Below are 17,527 nucleotides of genomic sequence, written 5' to 3'. Positions count from 1 at the left end.
TTGAGTGACATGGCAAAAAATTTAATTCTGTGGCTTGTTATCGCAGTAGTGTTGATGTCGGTATTCCAGAGCTTCGGCCCTGGGGAAAGTAACGGCAGAGCAGTAGATTACACCACGTTTGTACAGGAAGTTGGCCAAGGCCAGATTCAAGACGCACAGTTCAATAACAGCGAAATCACTTTCACACGTCGTGGCGGTGGTGCTAAGTATGTAACTTACATGCCTGTTTATGATCAAAAGCTACTTGATGACTTAATTAATCAAAACGTAAAAGTTCAGGGCACACCTCCTGAAGAGCAGAGCCTACTTGGCACTATCTTCATCTCATGGTTCCCTATGATCTTACTGATTGGTGTGTGGATTTTCTTCATGCGTCAAATGCAAGGCGGCGGCGGCGGTAAAGGCGCGATGTCTTTCGGTAAGAGCAAAGCTCGTATGATGAGCGAAGAACAGATCAAAACGTTGTTTGCAGATGTCGCTGGTTGTGACGAAGCAAAAGAAGACGTTAAAGAATTGGTTGATTACCTTCGTGACCCAAGTCGTTTCCAAAAGCTGGGTGGTAAGATCCCAACAGGTATTCTGTTGGTTGGTCCTCCTGGTACTGGTAAGACATTGCTTGCAAAAGCGATTGCTGGTGAAGCGAAAGTACCATTCTTTACTATTTCAGGTTCTGACTTCGTTGAAATGTTTGTGGGTGTTGGTGCATCTCGTGTACGTGACATGTTCGAACAAGCGAAGAAAGCAGCACCTTGTATCATCTTTATTGATGAGATCGATGCGGTAGGTCGTCAGCGTGGCGCTGGTGTTGGTGGTGGTCACGATGAGCGTGAGCAAACACTGAACCAAATGCTGGTTGAGATGGATGGTTTCGAAGGTAACGAAGGTATTATCGTTATCGCAGCGACTAACCGTCCAGACGTACTAGACCCAGCACTACTTCGTCCTGGTCGTTTTGACCGTCAGGTTGTGGTTGGTCTACCAGACGTACGTGGCCGTGAGCAGATTCTTAAAGTACACATGCGTAAGGTTCCACTAGCAGGTGATGTTGAACCATCTCTTATTGCTCGTGGTACACCAGGCTTCTCAGGTGCAGACCTTGCGAACCTTGTGAACGAAGCAGCGCTATTTGCGGCTCGTGGTAACAAGCGCAATGTTTCTATGGTGGAGTTTGAACTTGCTAAAGACAAAATCATGATGGGTGCAGAGCGCCGTTCAATGGTAATGTCAGAAGAAGTGAAAGAGTCAACGGCATACCACGAAGCAGGTCACGCAATTGTTGGTCGTTTGGTACCAGAGCATGATCCAGTGTACAAAGTGTCAATCATTCCACGCGGTCGTGCGCTTGGTGTGACGATGTACCTACCAGAGCAAGATCGTGTGAGCATGTCTCGCCAACACCTAGAGTCTATGATTTCTAGCTTGTACGGTGGTCGTCTTGCGGAAGAACTTATCTACGGCAAAGACAAAGTGTCAACTGGTGCGTCTAACGATATCGAACGTGCAACTGATATTGCTCGTAAGATGGTAACGCAGTGGGGCTTCTCTGAGAAACTGGGTCCTCTTCTTTACGCAGAAGAAGAAGGTGAAGTTTTCCTAGGTCGCGGTATGAGCCAAGCTAAGCACGTCTCTGATGACACGACTAAGCTTATCGATGAAGAGATTCGTATCCTTATCGACCGTAACTACGACAGAGCTAAAAAGATTCTCGAAGATAACATGGATATCATGCATTCGATGAAAGACGCTCTAATGAAGTTCGAAACGATCGATGCAGGTCAAATTGATGACTTGATGGAACGTAAGCAAGAGATTCGTGACCCAGCTGGTTGGGGTGATCAGATAAAAGCTGAGCCTGCAAAGGAAGAAGCAAAACCTGAAGCTAAGGCAGAAGAAGCTAAAGCGGAACCGAAAGCTGAAGAGTCAAAAATTGAAGAAGTTAAATCTGAATCAGATGATGCTCAAAACAAAGATTCTTAATTACTAAACTATCAACTAAAACCCTGAGCACGCTCAGGGTTTTTCTGTTTATAGCCTATGGTGTTTTACCCTTTAAGATCGGCCTTCCATGATATTAAAAGCAAATAATAAAACTCTCGTGTTAGATCGCCCACATGTGATGGGTATCCTCAATGTTACCCCTGACTCTTTCTCTGATGGTGGGAAATTTAACTCGCTTGATAATGCCCTACAGCAAGCTGAACGAATGGTTCAAGCGGGCGTCAGCATTATCGATATTGGTGGTGAGTCAACTCGACCTGGCGCTCCTGATGTTTCATTAGAAGAAGAGCTTGCGCGTGTCGTCCCTGCTATTAAAGCCATTCGTGCCAAGTTTGATGTGTGGATCTCGATAGATACCAGCAAAGCGGAAGTGATGCGCCAAGCTGTTGAAGCGGGCGCTGATTTGATCAATGATGTGCGCGCTTTGCAAGAGCCTGGAGCATTACAAGTCGCTGCTGATGCCAATGTTCCGATTTGTCTGATGCACATGAAAGGCCAGCCAAGAACCATGCAAGCTAACCCAAGTTATGATGATGTTCTTCAGGATGTAGAAGCATTCTTGCAAGAAAGGGTTGAAGCTTGTGAGGCAGTTGGTATTTCAAAAGAGCAGCTGATTCTTGATCCTGGCTTCGGTTTTGGTAAAACCATAGAACACAATTATCACCTACTAGCGCATCTTGAAAAGTTTCATTCGTTAGGCTTACCTGTTTTAGCTGGGATATCGAGAAAATCGATGATCTTTAAGTTGTTAGATAAGGTTCCAGCCGACTGTATGGTCGCAAGCGTCACTTGCGCGACCATTGCCGCGATGAAAGGCGCGCAAATTATTCGTGTTCATGATGTCGAGGAGACATTGGAAGCGATGAAAATAATCGAAGTGATGAATAACAATCACTAAATATAATTAAGGAAAATCACTATGTCTGATAAAAGACGTTATTTCGGCACAGATGGTGTGCGTGGCAAAGTAGGCCAGTACCCGATCACACCTGATTTTGTTCTGAAGCTTGGCTGGGCTGCTGGTCGTGTACTTGCAAAGCAAGGTACAAAGAAAGTTATTATCGGTAAAGATACGCGTATCTCTGGTTACATGTTGGAGTCTGCGTTAGAGGCAGGCCTTGCTGCTGCTGGTCTACAAGCGACGTTCACTGGCCCTATGCCAACACCTGCTGTTGCTTACCTAACACAAACATTCCGTGCTGAAGCGGGCATCGTAATCTCGGCTTCACACAACCCTTACTACGATAACGGTATTAAATTCTTCTCTTCTGAAGGCACTAAACTTCCAGATGATATCGAGCTGGCGATCGAAGCTGAACTTGATAAAGACATTGAGTGTGTTGACTCTTCTGAGCTTGGTAAAGCAGTTCGTCTAAACGATGCGGCAGGTCGATACATTGAATTCTGTAAGAGCACGTTCCCGAACCAAATGACGCTTGCTGGCATGAAGATTGTTGTTGACTGTGCTCACGGCGCGACTTACCACATTGCTCCTGCTGTATTCAAAGAGCTAGGTGCTGAGGTTGTTGCTATTGGTGTTGAACCAAACGGTACCAACATTAACCACGAAGTGGGTGCGACGGATGTTCGTGCTCTACAGGCGAAAGTGCTAGAAGAGAAAGCAGCACTAGGCCTTGGCTTTGATGGTGACGGTGACCGTATCATCATGGTTGATGAACTAGGTAACAAGGTTGATGGTGACCAAATTGCTTACATCATTGCTCGCGATGCATTGCGTCGTGGTGAGCTGAAAGGTGGTGTTGTTGGTACGCTGATGACCAACCTAGGTATGGAAAACGGCCTTAAGCAGCTAGGTATTCCATTTGTACGCGCTGCAGTTGGTGACCGTTACGTAATGGAACAACTGCTAGCAAAAGGTTGGAAGATCGGTGCTGAAAACTCAGGTCACGTTATTCTGCTAGATAAAGTGACTACTGGTGATGCTATCGTTGCAGCATTGCAAGTTCTTGCTTCAGTTGTTGGCAGTGAGATGACATTGAATGAGCTTTCTCAGGGCATGACGCTATACCCGCAAGTCCTAGAAAACGTTCGTTTCAGTGGTGATTCAAACCCACTGGAAGCAGATGCAGTCAAAGCGGCTGTTGTAGAAGTAGAAGCTGAGCTCGGCGAGAAGGGGCGTGTGCTACTTCGTAAGTCTGGTACAGAGCCACTATTGCGCGTAATGGTTGAAGGTGAAGATGCTGATTTAGTTCAAGCTTCAGCACTTAAGATCGCAGATGCAGTAAAAGCGAATTGCTAATTTAGCGCCTTACTCAGCGAGTGCTATCAAGTATATCTACGAGTAACAAGGGTTAAATAGTATAAAGGTCAAAAGGGACATAAATGGGTTTTGTGTCGCTTTTGGCCTTTTTTTAACCGTTCACTTGGTGAAGGCTTATTTTTTAGCAAATTCTCCTTGTCAGCCATCGCCGCATTCGCTAGTATTGCTCGGCCTTCAGTTAGGAGGTCGCTAGCCTTGTTCTTGAAAATAACTTTTTTGAACGGCGCTGGCTCAACAATTAGGAACATAGGTGGAAAAATGTTTACAGTTCTACTTGTGATTTACCTGTTGGCAGCGCTTGGTGTAATTGGCCTAGTGTTGATTCAACAAGGTAAAGGCGCAGATATGGGAGCCTCTTTCGGTGCTGGCGCTTCAAACACTGTGTTTGGTGCTAGTGGCTCAGGAAATTTCCTAACCCGAATGACTGCAATTTTTGCAACTACATTTTTTGTCCTTAGCTTAGTGCTTGGTAATATGTCTACACATAAAACTGAGTCACAGTGGATGGACCCGACTCAAGGTCAGGTTATCCAGCAAGCTGAAGACGCAGTGAGTGAAGTCCCGGCGCAAGGCGACGAGATTCCACAATAATCTGTAAAGATTTGATGCCGAGATGGTGAAATTGGTAGACACGCTAGCATGAGGTGCTAGTGCCTTAGGGTGTGAGGGTTCGAGTCCCTCTCTCGGCACCATGTTTACAAACTTGTAAAACATCTTGTTGGGCGTATAATGCTCGCAAGTCGGACGCGGGATGGAGCAGCTTGGTAGCTCGTCGGGCTCATAACCCGAAGGTCGTCGGTTCAAATCCGGCTCCCGCAACCAATTTTAAGTGCTATATTTAGTCTTAATTGGTAGCAAGTTTGCACAGTGTGAACCTCACTGTGAGTTAAGTGTGATATCGAATGTGATGGCACTTAGCATATAAGGGTCCAGCAACAAAAACCCCGGCTTATACGGGGTTTTTTGTTATCTAAGCATTTGTAAATGCGTTTAGATAATGTTTGCTTGGAATTTAAATTGGGCTTTGAGCCCTTTTTTTGTTTCTGGAGTGGTTAAATGACTGGTTTAGAAAGACAACTTACTGAAATGCTTGACGCTCCAGTAGCAGCATCAGGTTATGAGTTAGTTGGATTAGAATTTATTCGTGCTGGTGAGCACTCAACGCTACGTATTTACATCGATTCTCCAAACGGTATCAATGTAGACGACTGCGCCGAAGTTAGTCACCAAGTAAGTGCCGTAATGGATGTTGAAGATCCAATTTCAGTGGCTTATAACCTTGAAGTGTCTTCACCAGGTTTAGAGAGACCACTGTTCAAAGCAGAGCATTACCAACAATTTATTGGTCACGAGGTAAGCATCGTTTTGAAAATGGCTGTCGGCAACCGTCGTAAATGGAAAGGTGATATCCAATCTATTGAAGGCGAGACAGTAAAAGTATTAGTTGAAGGACAAGAAGAAGAATTCGTCCTAAGCAATATTGCGAAAGCGAACCTGATCCCTAAATTTTAGTTCTCCTAGAGAGAAGAGCTTAAGAGGCTAGATTAATGAACAAAGAAATTTTGGCGGTAGTAGAAGCTGTTTCTAATGAGAAAGCAGTTCCTCGTGAGCGTATTTTTGAAGCGCTTGAAATCGCGCTTGCAACGGCAACAAAAAAGAAAAGCGAACTAGAAATTGAAGTTCGTGTTGAAATCGACCGTAAAACAGGTGATTTCGAAACGTTCCGTCGCTGGGAAGCAGTTGAAGTTGTTGAAAACCCAACAAAAGAGATTTCTCTTGAAGCGGCTAAGATTGACGATCCAGAGATCGAACTTGGCGGTTTCATTGAAGATGACATCGAGTCAGTAACGTTTGACCGTATTACGACTCAAACTGCGAAGCAAGTTATCGTACAAAAAGTACGTGAAGCTGAGCGTGCTCAAATCGTAGAGCAGTTCATCGACAACGAAGGTGAGCTAGTAACTGGTGTGGTTAAGAAAGTTAACCGTGACACTATCATCCTAGACCTAGGTAATAACGCTGAAGCGGTAATCCTACGTGATGACCAACTTCCTCGTGAAAACTTCCGTCCAGGCGACCGTGTACGTGGTCTTCTATACGCAGTTAAACCTGAAGCTCGTGGCTTCCAGCTATTCATTACTCGCTCTAAGCCAGAAATGCTAGCTGAGCTATTCCGTGTTGAAGTACCTGAGATTGGTGAAGAGCTAATCGAACTTAAAGGTGCTGCACGTGACGCAGGTTCTCGTGCTAAAATCGCTGTTAAAACAAACGACAAGCGCATTGACCCAGTGGGCGCGTGTGTTGGTATGCGTGGTGCACGTGTACAAGCGGTTTCTGGCGAACTTGGTGGTGAGCGTATCGATATCGTTCTTTGGGATGATAACCCAGCTCAGTTCGTAATCAATGCAATGGCTCCAGCTGACGTTGCTTCTATCATCGTTGATGAAGATGCACACTCAATGGACATCGCTGTTGAAGCAGACAACCTAGCACAAGCTATCGGCCGTAGCGGTCAGAACGTACGTCTAGCATCTCAACTAACTGGTTGGGAACTGAACGTAATGACGGTTGAAGACCTTCAGAAGAAACACCAAGAAGAAGCAGTAGCTTCAATTGAAAACTTCATGAAGCACCTAGACATCGAAGAAGACTTCGCTCAACTACTTGTTGAAGAAGGTTTTTCTACACTAGAAGAAGTCGCTTACGTACCAGTAAACGAACTTCTTGAAGTTGATGGCCTAGACGAAGGCATCGTAGAAGAGCTACGTAACCGTGCAAAAGATGCACTAACGACTCTAGCACTTGCGAAAGAAGAGACGTTTGACGGTGTTGAACCAGCTGAAGACTTGCTAGCACTTGAAGGCCTAGAGCGTGAAATGGCTTACAAACTTGCAGCAAAAGGCGTGGCAACATTGGAAGACCTAGCTGACCAAGGCGTTGATGAACTAGAAGGCATTGAAGACCTAACTGCAGAACGTGCTGGTGAGCTAATCATGGCTGCACGTAACATCTGTTGGTTCGGCGACGAAGAATAATTCAGCAAGGAGAGAAAGCGGTATGACACAATTAACAGTTAAAGCACTGAGTGAAGAGATTGGTACGCCAGTTGACCGCTTAATTGAACAACTTGCTGATGCAGGCATGAAGAAATCAGGGTCGGATCAAGTAACTGATTCAGAGAAGCAAACATTGCTAACGCACCTTAAAAAGGAGCATGGCGATACTTCTGGTGAAGCAGAGCCGACTCGTTTAACTCTTCAACGCAAGACCCGCAGCACGCTAAGTGTTGCCGCTGGAGGCGGTAAGAGTAAGGATGTTCAAGTAGAGGTACGTAAAAAGCGTACTTACGTGAAGCGCAGCGCTATTGAAGATGAAGCGAAACGTGAAGCTGAGGAAGCAGCGAAGCGTGAAGCGGAAGAGAAAGCACGTAAAGAAGCTGAAGAGCTTGCGAAACGTGAAGCTGCAGAGAAAGCACAGCGCGAAGCTGATGAGAAAGCAAAACGTGAAGCGGATGCAAAACGTGAAGCTGAAGAAAAAGCTCAACGCGCCCAAGCTGAAAAGGCTAAAAAAGACATGAATCCAAAAAATGCAGACGCTAACGCACAAGCGAAAAAAGAAGCGGATGAACTAAAAGCTCGTCAAGAGCAAGAAGCACAGCGTAAAGCTGAAGCTGAAGCGGCGAAGCTAGTTGAAGAAGCTCGTAAACTAGCTGAAGAGAACGAAGCGCGCTGGTCTGAAGAAGAGCAGAAGAAGAAAGAACAAGAGAAGTCTGCGGACTACCACGTGACAACTTCTACTTACGCTCGTGAAGCTGAAGATGCAGCTGACCAGAAAGAAGAAAAAGCGCCTCGTCGTCGTAAGAAGAAAGCAGCTCCAGCTAACCAACCTGGCAATAACCGTGGTGGTCGTAACCAACGTGGTCGTGGTGCTAAAGGTAAGCTTGCTAAACCAACTTCAATGCAGCAAGGCTTCGATAAGTCAGCAACTGTTGCTAAATCTGATGTTGCTATCGGCGAAACTATCGTTGTATCTGAACTGGCTAGCAAAATGTCAGTTAAAGCAACTGAAGTTATCAAAGTAATGATGAAGATGGGCGCTATGGCGACTATCAACCAAGTGATCGACCAGGAAACAGCACAACTTGTAGCTGAAGAAATGGGTCACAAGGTAATCCTACGTAAAGAAAACGAGCTTGAAGAAGCAGTACTAGCCGATCGTGATAACGATGCTATCGCTGAAGGCCGTGCTCCAGTTGTTACTATCATGGGTCACGTTGACCACGGTAAAACCTCGACACTTGACTACATTCGTAAAGCACACGTTGCTTCTGGCGAAGCTGGCGGTATCACGCAGCACATCGGTGCTTACCACGTAGATACTGACAACGGCATGATTACTTTCCTTGATACTCCTGGACACGCGGCGTTTACTGCAATGCGTGCTCGTGGTGCTCAAGCGACAGATATCGTTGTACTAGTTGTTGCAGCAGACGACGGCGTAATGCCACAAACAATCGAAGCGATTCAGCACGCGAAAGCGGCAGGCGTTCCTCTGATTGTTGCTGTGAACAAGATCGATAAAGAGGGTGCAAATCCAGACAACGTTAAGAATGAGCTAGCTCAATACGACGTAATCCCTGAGGAATGGGGCGGTGAGAACATGTTCGTTCACATCTCTGCTAAACAGGGTACAAACATCGATGGTCTTCTAGAAGCAATCCTTCTTCAGTCTGAAGTTCTTGAACTGACTGCAGTTAAAGAAGGCATGGCATCTGGTGTTGTTGTTGAATCTCGTCTTGATAAAGGCCGCGGTCCAGTTGCAACAATCCTAGTTCAGTCTGGTACTCTAAACAAAGGCGACATCGTTCTTTGTGGTCAAGAGTACGGCCGTGTTCGTGCAATGCGCGATGAAAACGGTAAAGAAGTAGCGACAGCTGGCCCTTCTATCCCAGTAGAGATCCTAGGTCTTTCTGGTGTACCAGCTTCAGGTGATGAAGCAACAGTAGTACGTGATGAGCGTAAAGCTCGTGAAGTTGCGAACTACCGTCAAGGTAAATTCCGTGAAGTTAAACTAGCTCGTCAACAGAAAGCGAAACTAGAGAACATGTTCTCTAACATGGCTGCTGGTGAAGTTGCTGAACTAAACGTAGTACTAAAAGCTGACGTTCAAGGTTCTGTAGAAGCAATCGCTGACTCTCTACTGAAACTATCAACTGAAGAAGTTAAAGTGAACATCGTAGGTTCTGGTGTTGGTGGTATTACTGAAACTGATGCAACACTTGCAGCAGCTTCTAACGCTATCATCCTTGGTTTCAACGTTCGTGCTGACGCAACTGCGCGTAACACGGTTCAGAACGAAAACCTAGATCTACGTTACTACTCAATCATTTACCAACTGATCGACGAAGTGAAACAGGCAATGGGCGGTATGCTTGCTCCTGAATTCAAACAAGAGATCATTGGTCTTGCTGAAGTACGTGACGTATTTAAGTCACCTAAACTTGGCGCGATCGCTGGTTCTATGGTTACTGAAGGCGTAATTAAGCGTAACAACCCAATCCGTGTACTACGCGACAACGTTGTTATCTACGAAGGTGAACTAGAGTCACTTCGTCGCTTCAAAGACGACGTTCAAGAAGTTAAGAATGGTTACGAGTGTGGTATCGGCGTTAAGAACTACAACGACGTACGCGTTGGTGACCAGATCGAAGTATTCGAAATCGTTGAGGTTAAACGTACTCTAGACTAATCGTCTGTACGACTCGACATATTGACTAAGGTTACTAACATTACTAGTAAAGGTAAGAAGTAATCGGTTGTTGAATACACCATGGGGGGCTGGTAATTACCAAGCCCCCCATCTTTCTAAGTGAGAAAAGAAAATGTCAAAAGAATTTAGCCGCACACAACGTGTGTCTCAGCAGCTTCAAAAAGAGCTTGCTCTTATCCTACAACGTGAAGTTCGTGACTCACGTATCGGTATGGTAACGATCTCAGACGTAGAAGTGTCTCGTGACCTTGCGTACGCAAAAGTTTTCGTTACTTTCCTATGTATTGGTGAGCAAACACCTGAATCATGTCTTGCTGCTCTTAAAGAGCACGAAGTGCCAATCCGTATGGCGCTAGGCAAGCGTATTCGTCACCGTCTAACACCTGAAGTACGTTTTACTTACGACAACACACTAGTAGAAGGCATGCGTATGTCTAACCTAGTTAGTGAAGTTCTGAATGACGACAAGCGTAAGCAAGAAGCAGCAGGCCGTACTGACGAAACTCAGTCTAAGGGCGAAGAGTAATGGCTCGCCGTCGTAAAGGTCGCCCTATTAATGGGGTAATTCTGTTAGATAAGCCAACTGGCATTTCATCTAATGATGCACTGCAAAAAGTAAAGCGTATTTACTTTGCAGAGAAGGCGGGGCACACAGGTGCACTGGATCCTCTTGCGACTGGCATGCTGCCAATCTGTCTTGGTGAAGCAACGAAGTTCTCTCAGTTTCTTCTAGATTCTGATAAGCGCTACGTTGTGATTGCTAAGCTTGGTGAGCGTACCAATACTTCAGACTCTGATGGCGAAGTGGTTGAAACTCGTGAAGTGAATGTAACTCAAGAGCAACTTGAGCGTTGCATTGAAAGCTTCAAAGGTGAAACTGATCAAGTTCCGTCAATGTTCTCTGCATTGAAGTACCAAGGCAAGCCACTGTACGAGTACGCTCGTGCTGGTATCGAAGTGCCACGTGAATCACGTAAGATCACTGTCTACTCGATTGATCTGCTTCGCTTTGAAGGTGATGAAGTTGAGATGGAAGTGCACTGTTCGAAAGGCACTTACATCCGTACGATCACGGATGACCTTGGCGAAATGCTAGGTTGTGGTGCTCACGTCACCATGCTTCGTCGTACTGGTGTTGCGAAATACCCTTACGAGCGCATGGTAACATTAGAGCAGCTCAACGAGATCTTAGAGCAAGCACAGGAGCAAGATATTGCGCCTAAAGAGCTGCTTGATCCACTATTGATGCCAATGGATACTGCCGTTGAAGATCTACCAGAAGTTAACTTGAATGCGGAGCTGACTGACCTAGTTCAGCACGGTATGCCTGTTCAAGTTGCTGGTGCTCCAACAGAAGGTACGGTTCGCATGACAAGCGGTGAAGAGAAGCTGTTTGTTGGTGTTGCTCAGATTGCTGACGATGGTCGAGTTGCACCGAAACGTTTGGTTGTTTTCAGAGATGAAGAGCCACAAGCGTAACGCTGAACATACCTTTTAGCCTTGAAAAGCGAATCAATAAAATAGAAAGCGAACGTTTAAATTAAGCGCTTCGCTTTTTTCGTTTCTAAGGCCATCGATTGTTATTGCACCAACTGACAAACTTCCCTATAATCCTCGGCTCGCGTAGCGGCTGAATCAGAGATTGGCTGCTACAAATATTAAACTACTCTTATCAGGAGAGAATTATGTCTCTGAATGCAGAAACTAAAGCAGCAATCGTTGCAGAATACGCGCGCTCTGAAGGCGACACAGGTTCACCAGAAGTACAAGTAGCACTACTTACTGCTTCTATCAACCACCTACAAGGTCACTTCAAAGCTCACAAAGGCGATCACCACAGCCGTCGTGGTCTTCTACGTATGGTTTCTAGCCGTCGTAAGCTTCTTGACTACCTGAAAGGTAAAGACCTTTCTCGTTACCAAGACCTAATCAAGCGCCTAGGCCTACGTCGCTAATAGCGATGTCTGCAAAGACTGTTTGAAGAAAAAGGAGCATTTATTGCTCCTTTTTTTGTACCTGAAAGACAGAGTTTGAACTATTTCACGGAGCTTTTTCAGTACGAAAATATCCCTGTATATAAAAATAGTTTATACTATGCCTCGCCTGTACAGCTAACTGTATAGGTATTATACGACCCAGAAGTTACAGTCACAGATGTCGGCCAATAGGTCGCGACTATTCAAAGTGGATGTACGCTGTATTTTTTTCGATACAGCGAATCAAATCCGTCTGCTTCGACTAGTCGCGATTGGTGATTTTTGGGTTTCAACTTACTGACTCTAAAGAACAATCTTTAGATAAAGGAAATACAATGTTTGAGAAACCAGTTGTAAAAACGTTTCAGTACGGTAACCACACAGTTACTCTAGAAACTGGCGTTATTGCTCGTCAAGCTACTGCAGCAGTTATGGTAACAATGGACGATACTTCAGTATTCGTATCTGTTGTTGGTAAAAAAGAAGCGGTACAAGGTCAAGACTTTTTCCCTCTAACGGTTAACTACCAAGAGCGTACATACGCTGCTGGTAAAATCCCAGGTGGCTTCTTCAAGCGTGAAGGTCGTCCATCAGAAGGCGAAACACTAACGGCTCGTCTAATCGACCGTCCAATTCGTCCTCTTTTCCCAGATGCATTCAAGAACGAAGTTCAAGTTATCGCTACAGTAATGTCTGTAAACCCAGACGTTCAGCCTGACATGGTAACAATGATCGGTACTTCTGCAGCACTTGCTATCTCTGGTATCCCGTTCAACGGTCCTATCGGTGCAGCACGTGTTGGTCACATCGACGGTCAACTAGTACTTAACCCAAGCAACACTGAGCTAGAAACGTCTAAGCTTGACCTTGTTGTTTCTGGTACTGCTGGTGCGGTTCTAATGGTTGAGTCTGAAGCAGACAACCTAACAGAAGAAGAGATGCTATCAGCGGTAGTATTTGGTCACGATCAACAACAAGTTGTTATCAACGCGATCAACGAATTCGCAGCTGAAGTTGCTACTCCTGCATGGGATTGGGTAGCTCCAGAAGAGAACACTGCTCTTAACACTCGCATCGCTGAGCTTGCAGAAGCTAAGCTAGTTGAAGCGTACCAAATCACAGAGAAAATGACTCGTTACGACCGTATCCACGAGATCGCGGCTGAAGTTAACGAAGTACTAGTATCTGAAGACGAAGAAGTGAACCTAAAAGAAGTTCACTCTATCTTCCACGATCTAGAGAAAACAGTTGTACGTCGCAGCATCATCGCTGGTAACCCACGTATCGATGGCCGTGAAAAAGACATGGTTCGTGCACTAGATGTTCGTACTGGCGTTCTTCCACGTACTCACGGTTCTTCTCTATTCACTCGTGGTGAAACTCAAGCTATCGTTACTGCTACGCTTGGTACACAACGTGACGCTCAAATCATCGATGAGCTAACAGGCGAGCGTAAAGACAACTTCCTACTACACTACAACTTCCCTCCATACTGTGTTGGCGAAACTGGTTTTGTAGGTTCTCCTAAGCGTCGTGAAATCGGCCACGGTAAACTAGCTAAGCGTGGTATCGCTGCAGTAATGCCTTCTGTTGATGAATTCCCATACACAGTTCGTGTTGTATCGGAAATCACTGAATCTAACGGTTCTTCTTCAATGGCTTCTGTATGTGGTACATCTCTGGCACTTATGGATGCTGGTGTTCCAATCAAGTCTTCTGTTGCGGGTATCGCAATGGGTCTTGTTAAAGAAGGCGACGACTTCGTAGTTCTTTCTGACATCCTTGGTGACGAAGACCACCTAGGTGACATGGACTTTAAAGTAGCAGGTACTAACGACGGTATCACTGCACTTCAAATGGACATCAAGATCGAAGGTATCACTAAAGAGATCATGCAAATTGCTCTTAACCAAGCGCAAGGTGCACGTAAGCACATCCTTTCTGTAATGGATGAAGCTATCTCTGGTGCTCGTGAAGAGATCTCTGAATTCGCTCCACGTATCCACACAATGAAAATCAGCTCTGATAAGATCAAAGATGTTATCGGTAAAGGCGGCGCAGTTATCCGTGCTCTTTGTGAAGAAACTGGTACTACAATCGAAATCGAAGATGACGGCACAATCAAGATTGCTGCTACTGAAGGCGCAGCTGCTAAAGAAGCTATCCGTCGTATCGAAGAGATCACAGCTGAAGTTGAAGTTGGCCGCATTTACCAAGGTAAAGTTGCTCGCCTAGCTGATTTCGGTGCATTCGTAACTATCCTTCCAGGTAAAGATGGTCTAGTACACATCTCTCAAATCGCTGACAAGCGCGTTGAGAAAGTGTCTGACTACCTAACTGAAGGCCAAGAAGTGCCTGTTAAGGTGCTTGAGATTGACCGTCAAGGCCGTGTACGTCTAAGCATGAAAGAAGCAGTTGAAACGCCAGCTGAAGGCGAAGCACCTGCTGCTGAGTAATTCTCAGTGTGTCGATAGTAATATCGCTTTTTAGTGATTTTTAACCTATCGTCAACAAAGCATGTTATAAAGGGGAGCATATCGCTCCCCTTTTTAATTGCGGTCATAACAGGAGTAATTATTTGTGAAATGGTTTCAAACCGCGAGTATGTGTTTACTGCTTGTACTAACTGGTTGTGCAACAACATCAGATAACGCCTCAAGTTGGGTTTACCCGCCAATGGCTGTGCCACTGCAACCGAGCGTCCAGCAAGAAGTTCAGATTGCACGTTTGAGTCAGCTACTGCAGCGCCCAGATCTGAATGATGAAGTTAGAGCTAAGATGCTGTTTGAACGTGGTAACTACTACGACAGTGTCGGCCTGAGGGATTTAGCGCGTTTAGACTTTAATCAATCTCTTTCATTGAACCCAGCTCAGCCTGATATCTTCAACCTTTTGGGGGTCTACTTCACGCAAGTAGGGGAGTTTGATGCGGCTTATGAATCTTTCGATTCTACGCTGGAGCTTGATCCTGCGAATTCATATGCAGAGAGAAACCGCGCTATCGCACTCTACTATGGTGAGCGTTACGACTTAGCCAATGAAGAAATGATGAAGCACTACGCTGATGATCCGAGCGATCCATTCCGCGCGCTTTGGTTATACATCATTCAGCATGAGCTAACGCCTGAACAAGCTAAGCTTGACCTGCAAAAACGTTATGAGAATCATGACGAGCAGTGGGGCTGGGTATTAGTCGCTATCATGCTCGATGACATCACTGAAGAGCAGGCATTCAAAGCGATCTTAACGGGTACTCGTGACAATACGTTGCTGGCACAGCGCTTAACTGAGACATACTTTTATCTGGCTAAGCGTTACCACATGAACGGTGACTACGCGAATGCGATCTCTTTGTATAAGTTGTCGGTCTCTTTTAACGTATTTGAATACGTAGAGCATCGTTACTCTTTCTTAGAATTGAGCCGTATTTTCACTACGCTAAAAGCAGAGCATCTCGCTCAAGCTAAGCTGGCTGAAGCAGAGCAAGAAGCTGATGCTCGCTAAATAGATCATTTTTACTATCAAAGCCGCTGCCAGTCAGCGGCTTTTTTGTGCCTACTTTTTATGATCTTTATCTCGTTTTGGATTGCTTTTTATTTAAACAGGATTAGAATAGTTAGTCTTGCTAACTAAATGCCATTCTTTGATTGGGTGAGTATGCTAAACCAGAATTTAGAGAAGATAGAACGCTTCGCCTCGAAAGTATGGCGGACACAGGTAAATGAAGACCCTATCTGCCAGTTGAGCTTCAACGAATATGACTACTTGAAGGTGATTCAGGCGTCTCCTGAGCCGATTCGATTGACCGACCTTGCTATTGAAATGCAGGTGACTAAGCCTTCAGCGACTACTATGGTACAAAGGCTTGAGAGAAAAGGCCTTGTGGAGCGTAAAGCGTCACAGGAAGACGCGAGATCTAAACTCGTGGTACTGACCCACAAAGCAGAACTAGGTTTAGAAGAAGAGAGCAAGATCTATCAAGTGATGGCACGAATACTGGAAAGCCGGTTGTCTGAGCAAGAATCTAAGCAACTGAACCAGTTATTAGACAAAGCGTTGAAGTAATTAATTTAGATATTTAGTTAGTCTTATTAACTAATTTGTCGATTCATATCCCACTGATATGTGACTCACAATGAAAGTAGAGTAAGAGATGAGTAACTCAATTAGTCGTCAATTTTGGCGATACACAATCCCAACGGTAGCGGCGATGCTGGTTAATGGCCTCTACCAAGTGGTGGATGGCATCTTTATCGGTCGTTATGTCGGCGCTGATGGGCTAGCGGGTATCAACGTCGCGTGGCCGGTGATCGGTTCGATTCTTGGCCTCGGTATGCTGGTGGGTGTCGGTACTGGCGCGCTGGTATCGATTCGCCAAGGTGAAAAAGACACTCAAGGTGCTAAGCAGATCTTAGCTACGGGGTTGACTTTGTTGTTAGCCATAACACCAATTGTCTCTGTCCTGTTGTACCTGTTTGCCGATAACTTTTTGCTTTGGCAGGGCGCAGAAGGGCGAGTGTATGAGCTTGGTTTGCAGTACTTACACATCTTGATTGGCGCCAGCGTGTTTACCTTGGGTTCTATCGCGATGCCGTTTTTACTGCGTAACGACGACAGCCCGAATCTAGCGACTATCCTGATGATTATTGGTGCGGTCATTAATATCGTTCTGGATTACTTGCTTATCGCTCTATTTGGATGGGAGTTGATGGGCGCGGCATTGGCTACAGCGATTGCTCAGTTTGTGGTGACGGCTTTAGGTCTCGCTTACTTCTTCTCACGCCGTGCAAACCTGCGTTTACGTTGGAGTGAGTTGAGATTGAAGCTTGCGGTAATCCCACAGATTTTCGCGATTGGTACATCAAGCTTCTTTATGTACGCTTATGGCTCAATGATGGTGGCATTGCACAACGCTTTGTTCTCTCAATATGGCGACCAGTTGATGATTGGTGCTTACGCTATTTTGGGCTACATCGTGACGGTTTATTACCTAACTGCGGAAGGTATCGCTAATGGTATGCAACCATTGGTGAGCTACAACCATGGTGCACGTAACCAAGCGAATATTCGCAAGTTGCTTAAGATTGCGATGTCGAGCTCTGTCTTGATTGGTGTCGCGTTTGTATTGTTATTGAACATATTCCCACGAGAGTTTGTTTCAGTGTTTAACTCGGACGAACCTCAGCTAGTTGAGTACACCGTATTGGGTATTCGACTGCATATGTTTGCATTGGCGCTTGATGGCTTCCTAGTTGTTGCGGGTGCTTACTACCAGGCGGTGAACAAGGGCAGCAAAGCGATGTTTGTGACGATAGGTAACATGCTGATTCAACTGCCTTTCCTGTACATTATGCCTAAGCTATATGGCGTGCCGGGGATCTGGATTGCGTATCCATTGTCTAATATCGCGCTGAGCGTAGTGGTTATGGTGATGCTCTACAAAGACGTAAAGAAGCTCGACGCCTCGCCGATGGAAACCGCAACGGCATAGGTCGATTTTTTG

14 protein-coding genes and 2 tRNA genes are annotated in these 17,527 nt (G+C 45.5%); all 16 read left to right on the top strand.

From position 1 onward, the window contains the following. Positions 1-9 precede the first annotated feature (9 nt). Entirely contained in the window at positions 10-1,977 is a 1,968-nt protein-coding gene (gene ftsH / locus BTO10_RS18900) for an ATP-dependent zinc metalloprotease FtsH (RefSeq protein WP_105025494.1), read from the top strand. Positions 1,978-2,065: 88 nt separating this feature from the next. Then, positions 2,066-2,896, top strand: a complete 831-nt coding sequence (gene folP / locus BTO10_RS18895; protein ID WP_105025493.1) for a dihydropteroate synthase — start codon at positions 2,066-2,068, stop codon at positions 2,894-2,896. Positions 2,897-2,917: 21 nt separating this feature from the next. Next, complete coding sequence (gene glmM, locus BTO10_RS18890) at positions 2,918-4,258, top strand: phosphoglucosamine mutase (protein ID WP_105025492.1); 1,341 nt, start codon at positions 2,918-2,920, stop codon at positions 4,256-4,258. 279 nt (positions 4,259-4,537) lie between these two features. Then, on the top strand, positions 4,538-4,870 hold the full coding sequence (gene secG / locus BTO10_RS18880) for a preprotein translocase subunit SecG (RefSeq protein WP_061032508.1): 333 nt from the start codon (positions 4,538-4,540) through the stop codon (positions 4,868-4,870). 16 nt (positions 4,871-4,886) lie between these two features. Further along, positions 4,887-4,971: transfer RNA gene (locus BTO10_RS18875), tRNA-Leu, on the top strand. Positions 4,972-5,024: 53 nt separating this feature from the next. After that, a tRNA-Met gene (locus tag BTO10_RS18870) sits at positions 5,025-5,101 on the top strand. A gap of 234 nt (positions 5,102-5,335) precedes the next feature. After that, complete coding sequence (gene rimP / locus BTO10_RS18865) at positions 5,336-5,791, top strand: ribosome maturation factor RimP (protein WP_004738265.1); 456 nt, start codon at positions 5,336-5,338, stop codon at positions 5,789-5,791. 35 nt (positions 5,792-5,826) lie between these two features. Then, positions 5,827-7,314, top strand: coding sequence for a transcription termination factor NusA (nusA, locus tag BTO10_RS18860; protein WP_105025491.1), 1,488 nt, complete (start codon positions 5,827-5,829; stop codon positions 7,312-7,314). A 22-nt stretch (positions 7,315-7,336) separates the two neighbouring features. Further along, the gene (gene infB, locus BTO10_RS18855; RefSeq protein ID WP_105025490.1) at positions 7,337-10,027 is read left to right on the top strand and encodes a translation initiation factor IF-2; all 2,691 of its coding nucleotides are present in this window, start codon (positions 7,337-7,339) and stop codon (positions 10,025-10,027) included. A 133-nt stretch (positions 10,028-10,160) separates the two neighbouring features. Next, the gene (gene rbfA / locus BTO10_RS18850; protein WP_004738271.1) at positions 10,161-10,574 is read left to right on the top strand and encodes a 30S ribosome-binding factor RbfA; all 414 of its coding nucleotides are present in this window, start codon (positions 10,161-10,163) and stop codon (positions 10,572-10,574) included. Next, positions 10,574-11,527: a tRNA pseudouridine(55) synthase TruB gene (truB, locus tag BTO10_RS18845; RefSeq protein WP_102423936.1), complete on the top strand. Its 954-nt coding sequence runs from the start codon at positions 10,574-10,576 to the stop codon at positions 11,525-11,527. The genes rbfA and truB overlap by 1 nt, the downstream gene beginning before the upstream one ends. A gap of 206 nt (positions 11,528-11,733) precedes the next feature. Continuing rightward, entirely contained in the window at positions 11,734-12,003 is a 270-nt protein-coding gene (gene rpsO / locus BTO10_RS18840; protein ID WP_004740633.1) for a 30S ribosomal protein S15, read from the top strand. A 356-nt stretch (positions 12,004-12,359) separates the two neighbouring features. Beyond that, positions 12,360-14,480, top strand: a complete 2,121-nt coding sequence (gene pnp, locus BTO10_RS18835; protein WP_004740632.1) for a polyribonucleotide nucleotidyltransferase — start codon at positions 12,360-12,362, stop codon at positions 14,478-14,480. A 124-nt stretch (positions 14,481-14,604) separates the two neighbouring features. Continuing rightward, a complete protein-coding gene (gene nlpI, locus BTO10_RS18830) occupies positions 14,605-15,528 on the top strand; it encodes a lipoprotein NlpI (RefSeq protein WP_004740631.1) in 924 nt (307 codons plus the stop codon). 153 nt (positions 15,529-15,681) lie between these two features. Continuing rightward, positions 15,682-16,089, top strand: a complete 408-nt coding sequence (locus BTO10_RS18825; RefSeq protein WP_105025622.1) for a MarR family winged helix-turn-helix transcriptional regulator — start codon at positions 15,682-15,684, stop codon at positions 16,087-16,089. Between the two features lie 88 nt (positions 16,090-16,177). After that, complete coding sequence (locus tag BTO10_RS18820) at positions 16,178-17,515, top strand: MATE family efflux transporter (protein ID WP_004740629.1); 1,338 nt, start codon at positions 16,178-16,180, stop codon at positions 17,513-17,515. Positions 17,516-17,527: the final 12 nt, after the last annotated feature.

It is taken from the genome of Vibrio chagasii, from assembly GCF_002954585.1.
Classification (GTDB): domain Bacteria; phylum Pseudomonadota; class Gammaproteobacteria; order Enterobacterales; family Vibrionaceae; genus Vibrio; species Vibrio chagasii_A.
The sequence above is the reverse complement of the archived record's forward strand: the minus strand, read 5'-3'. Positions and strand labels throughout refer to the sequence as shown.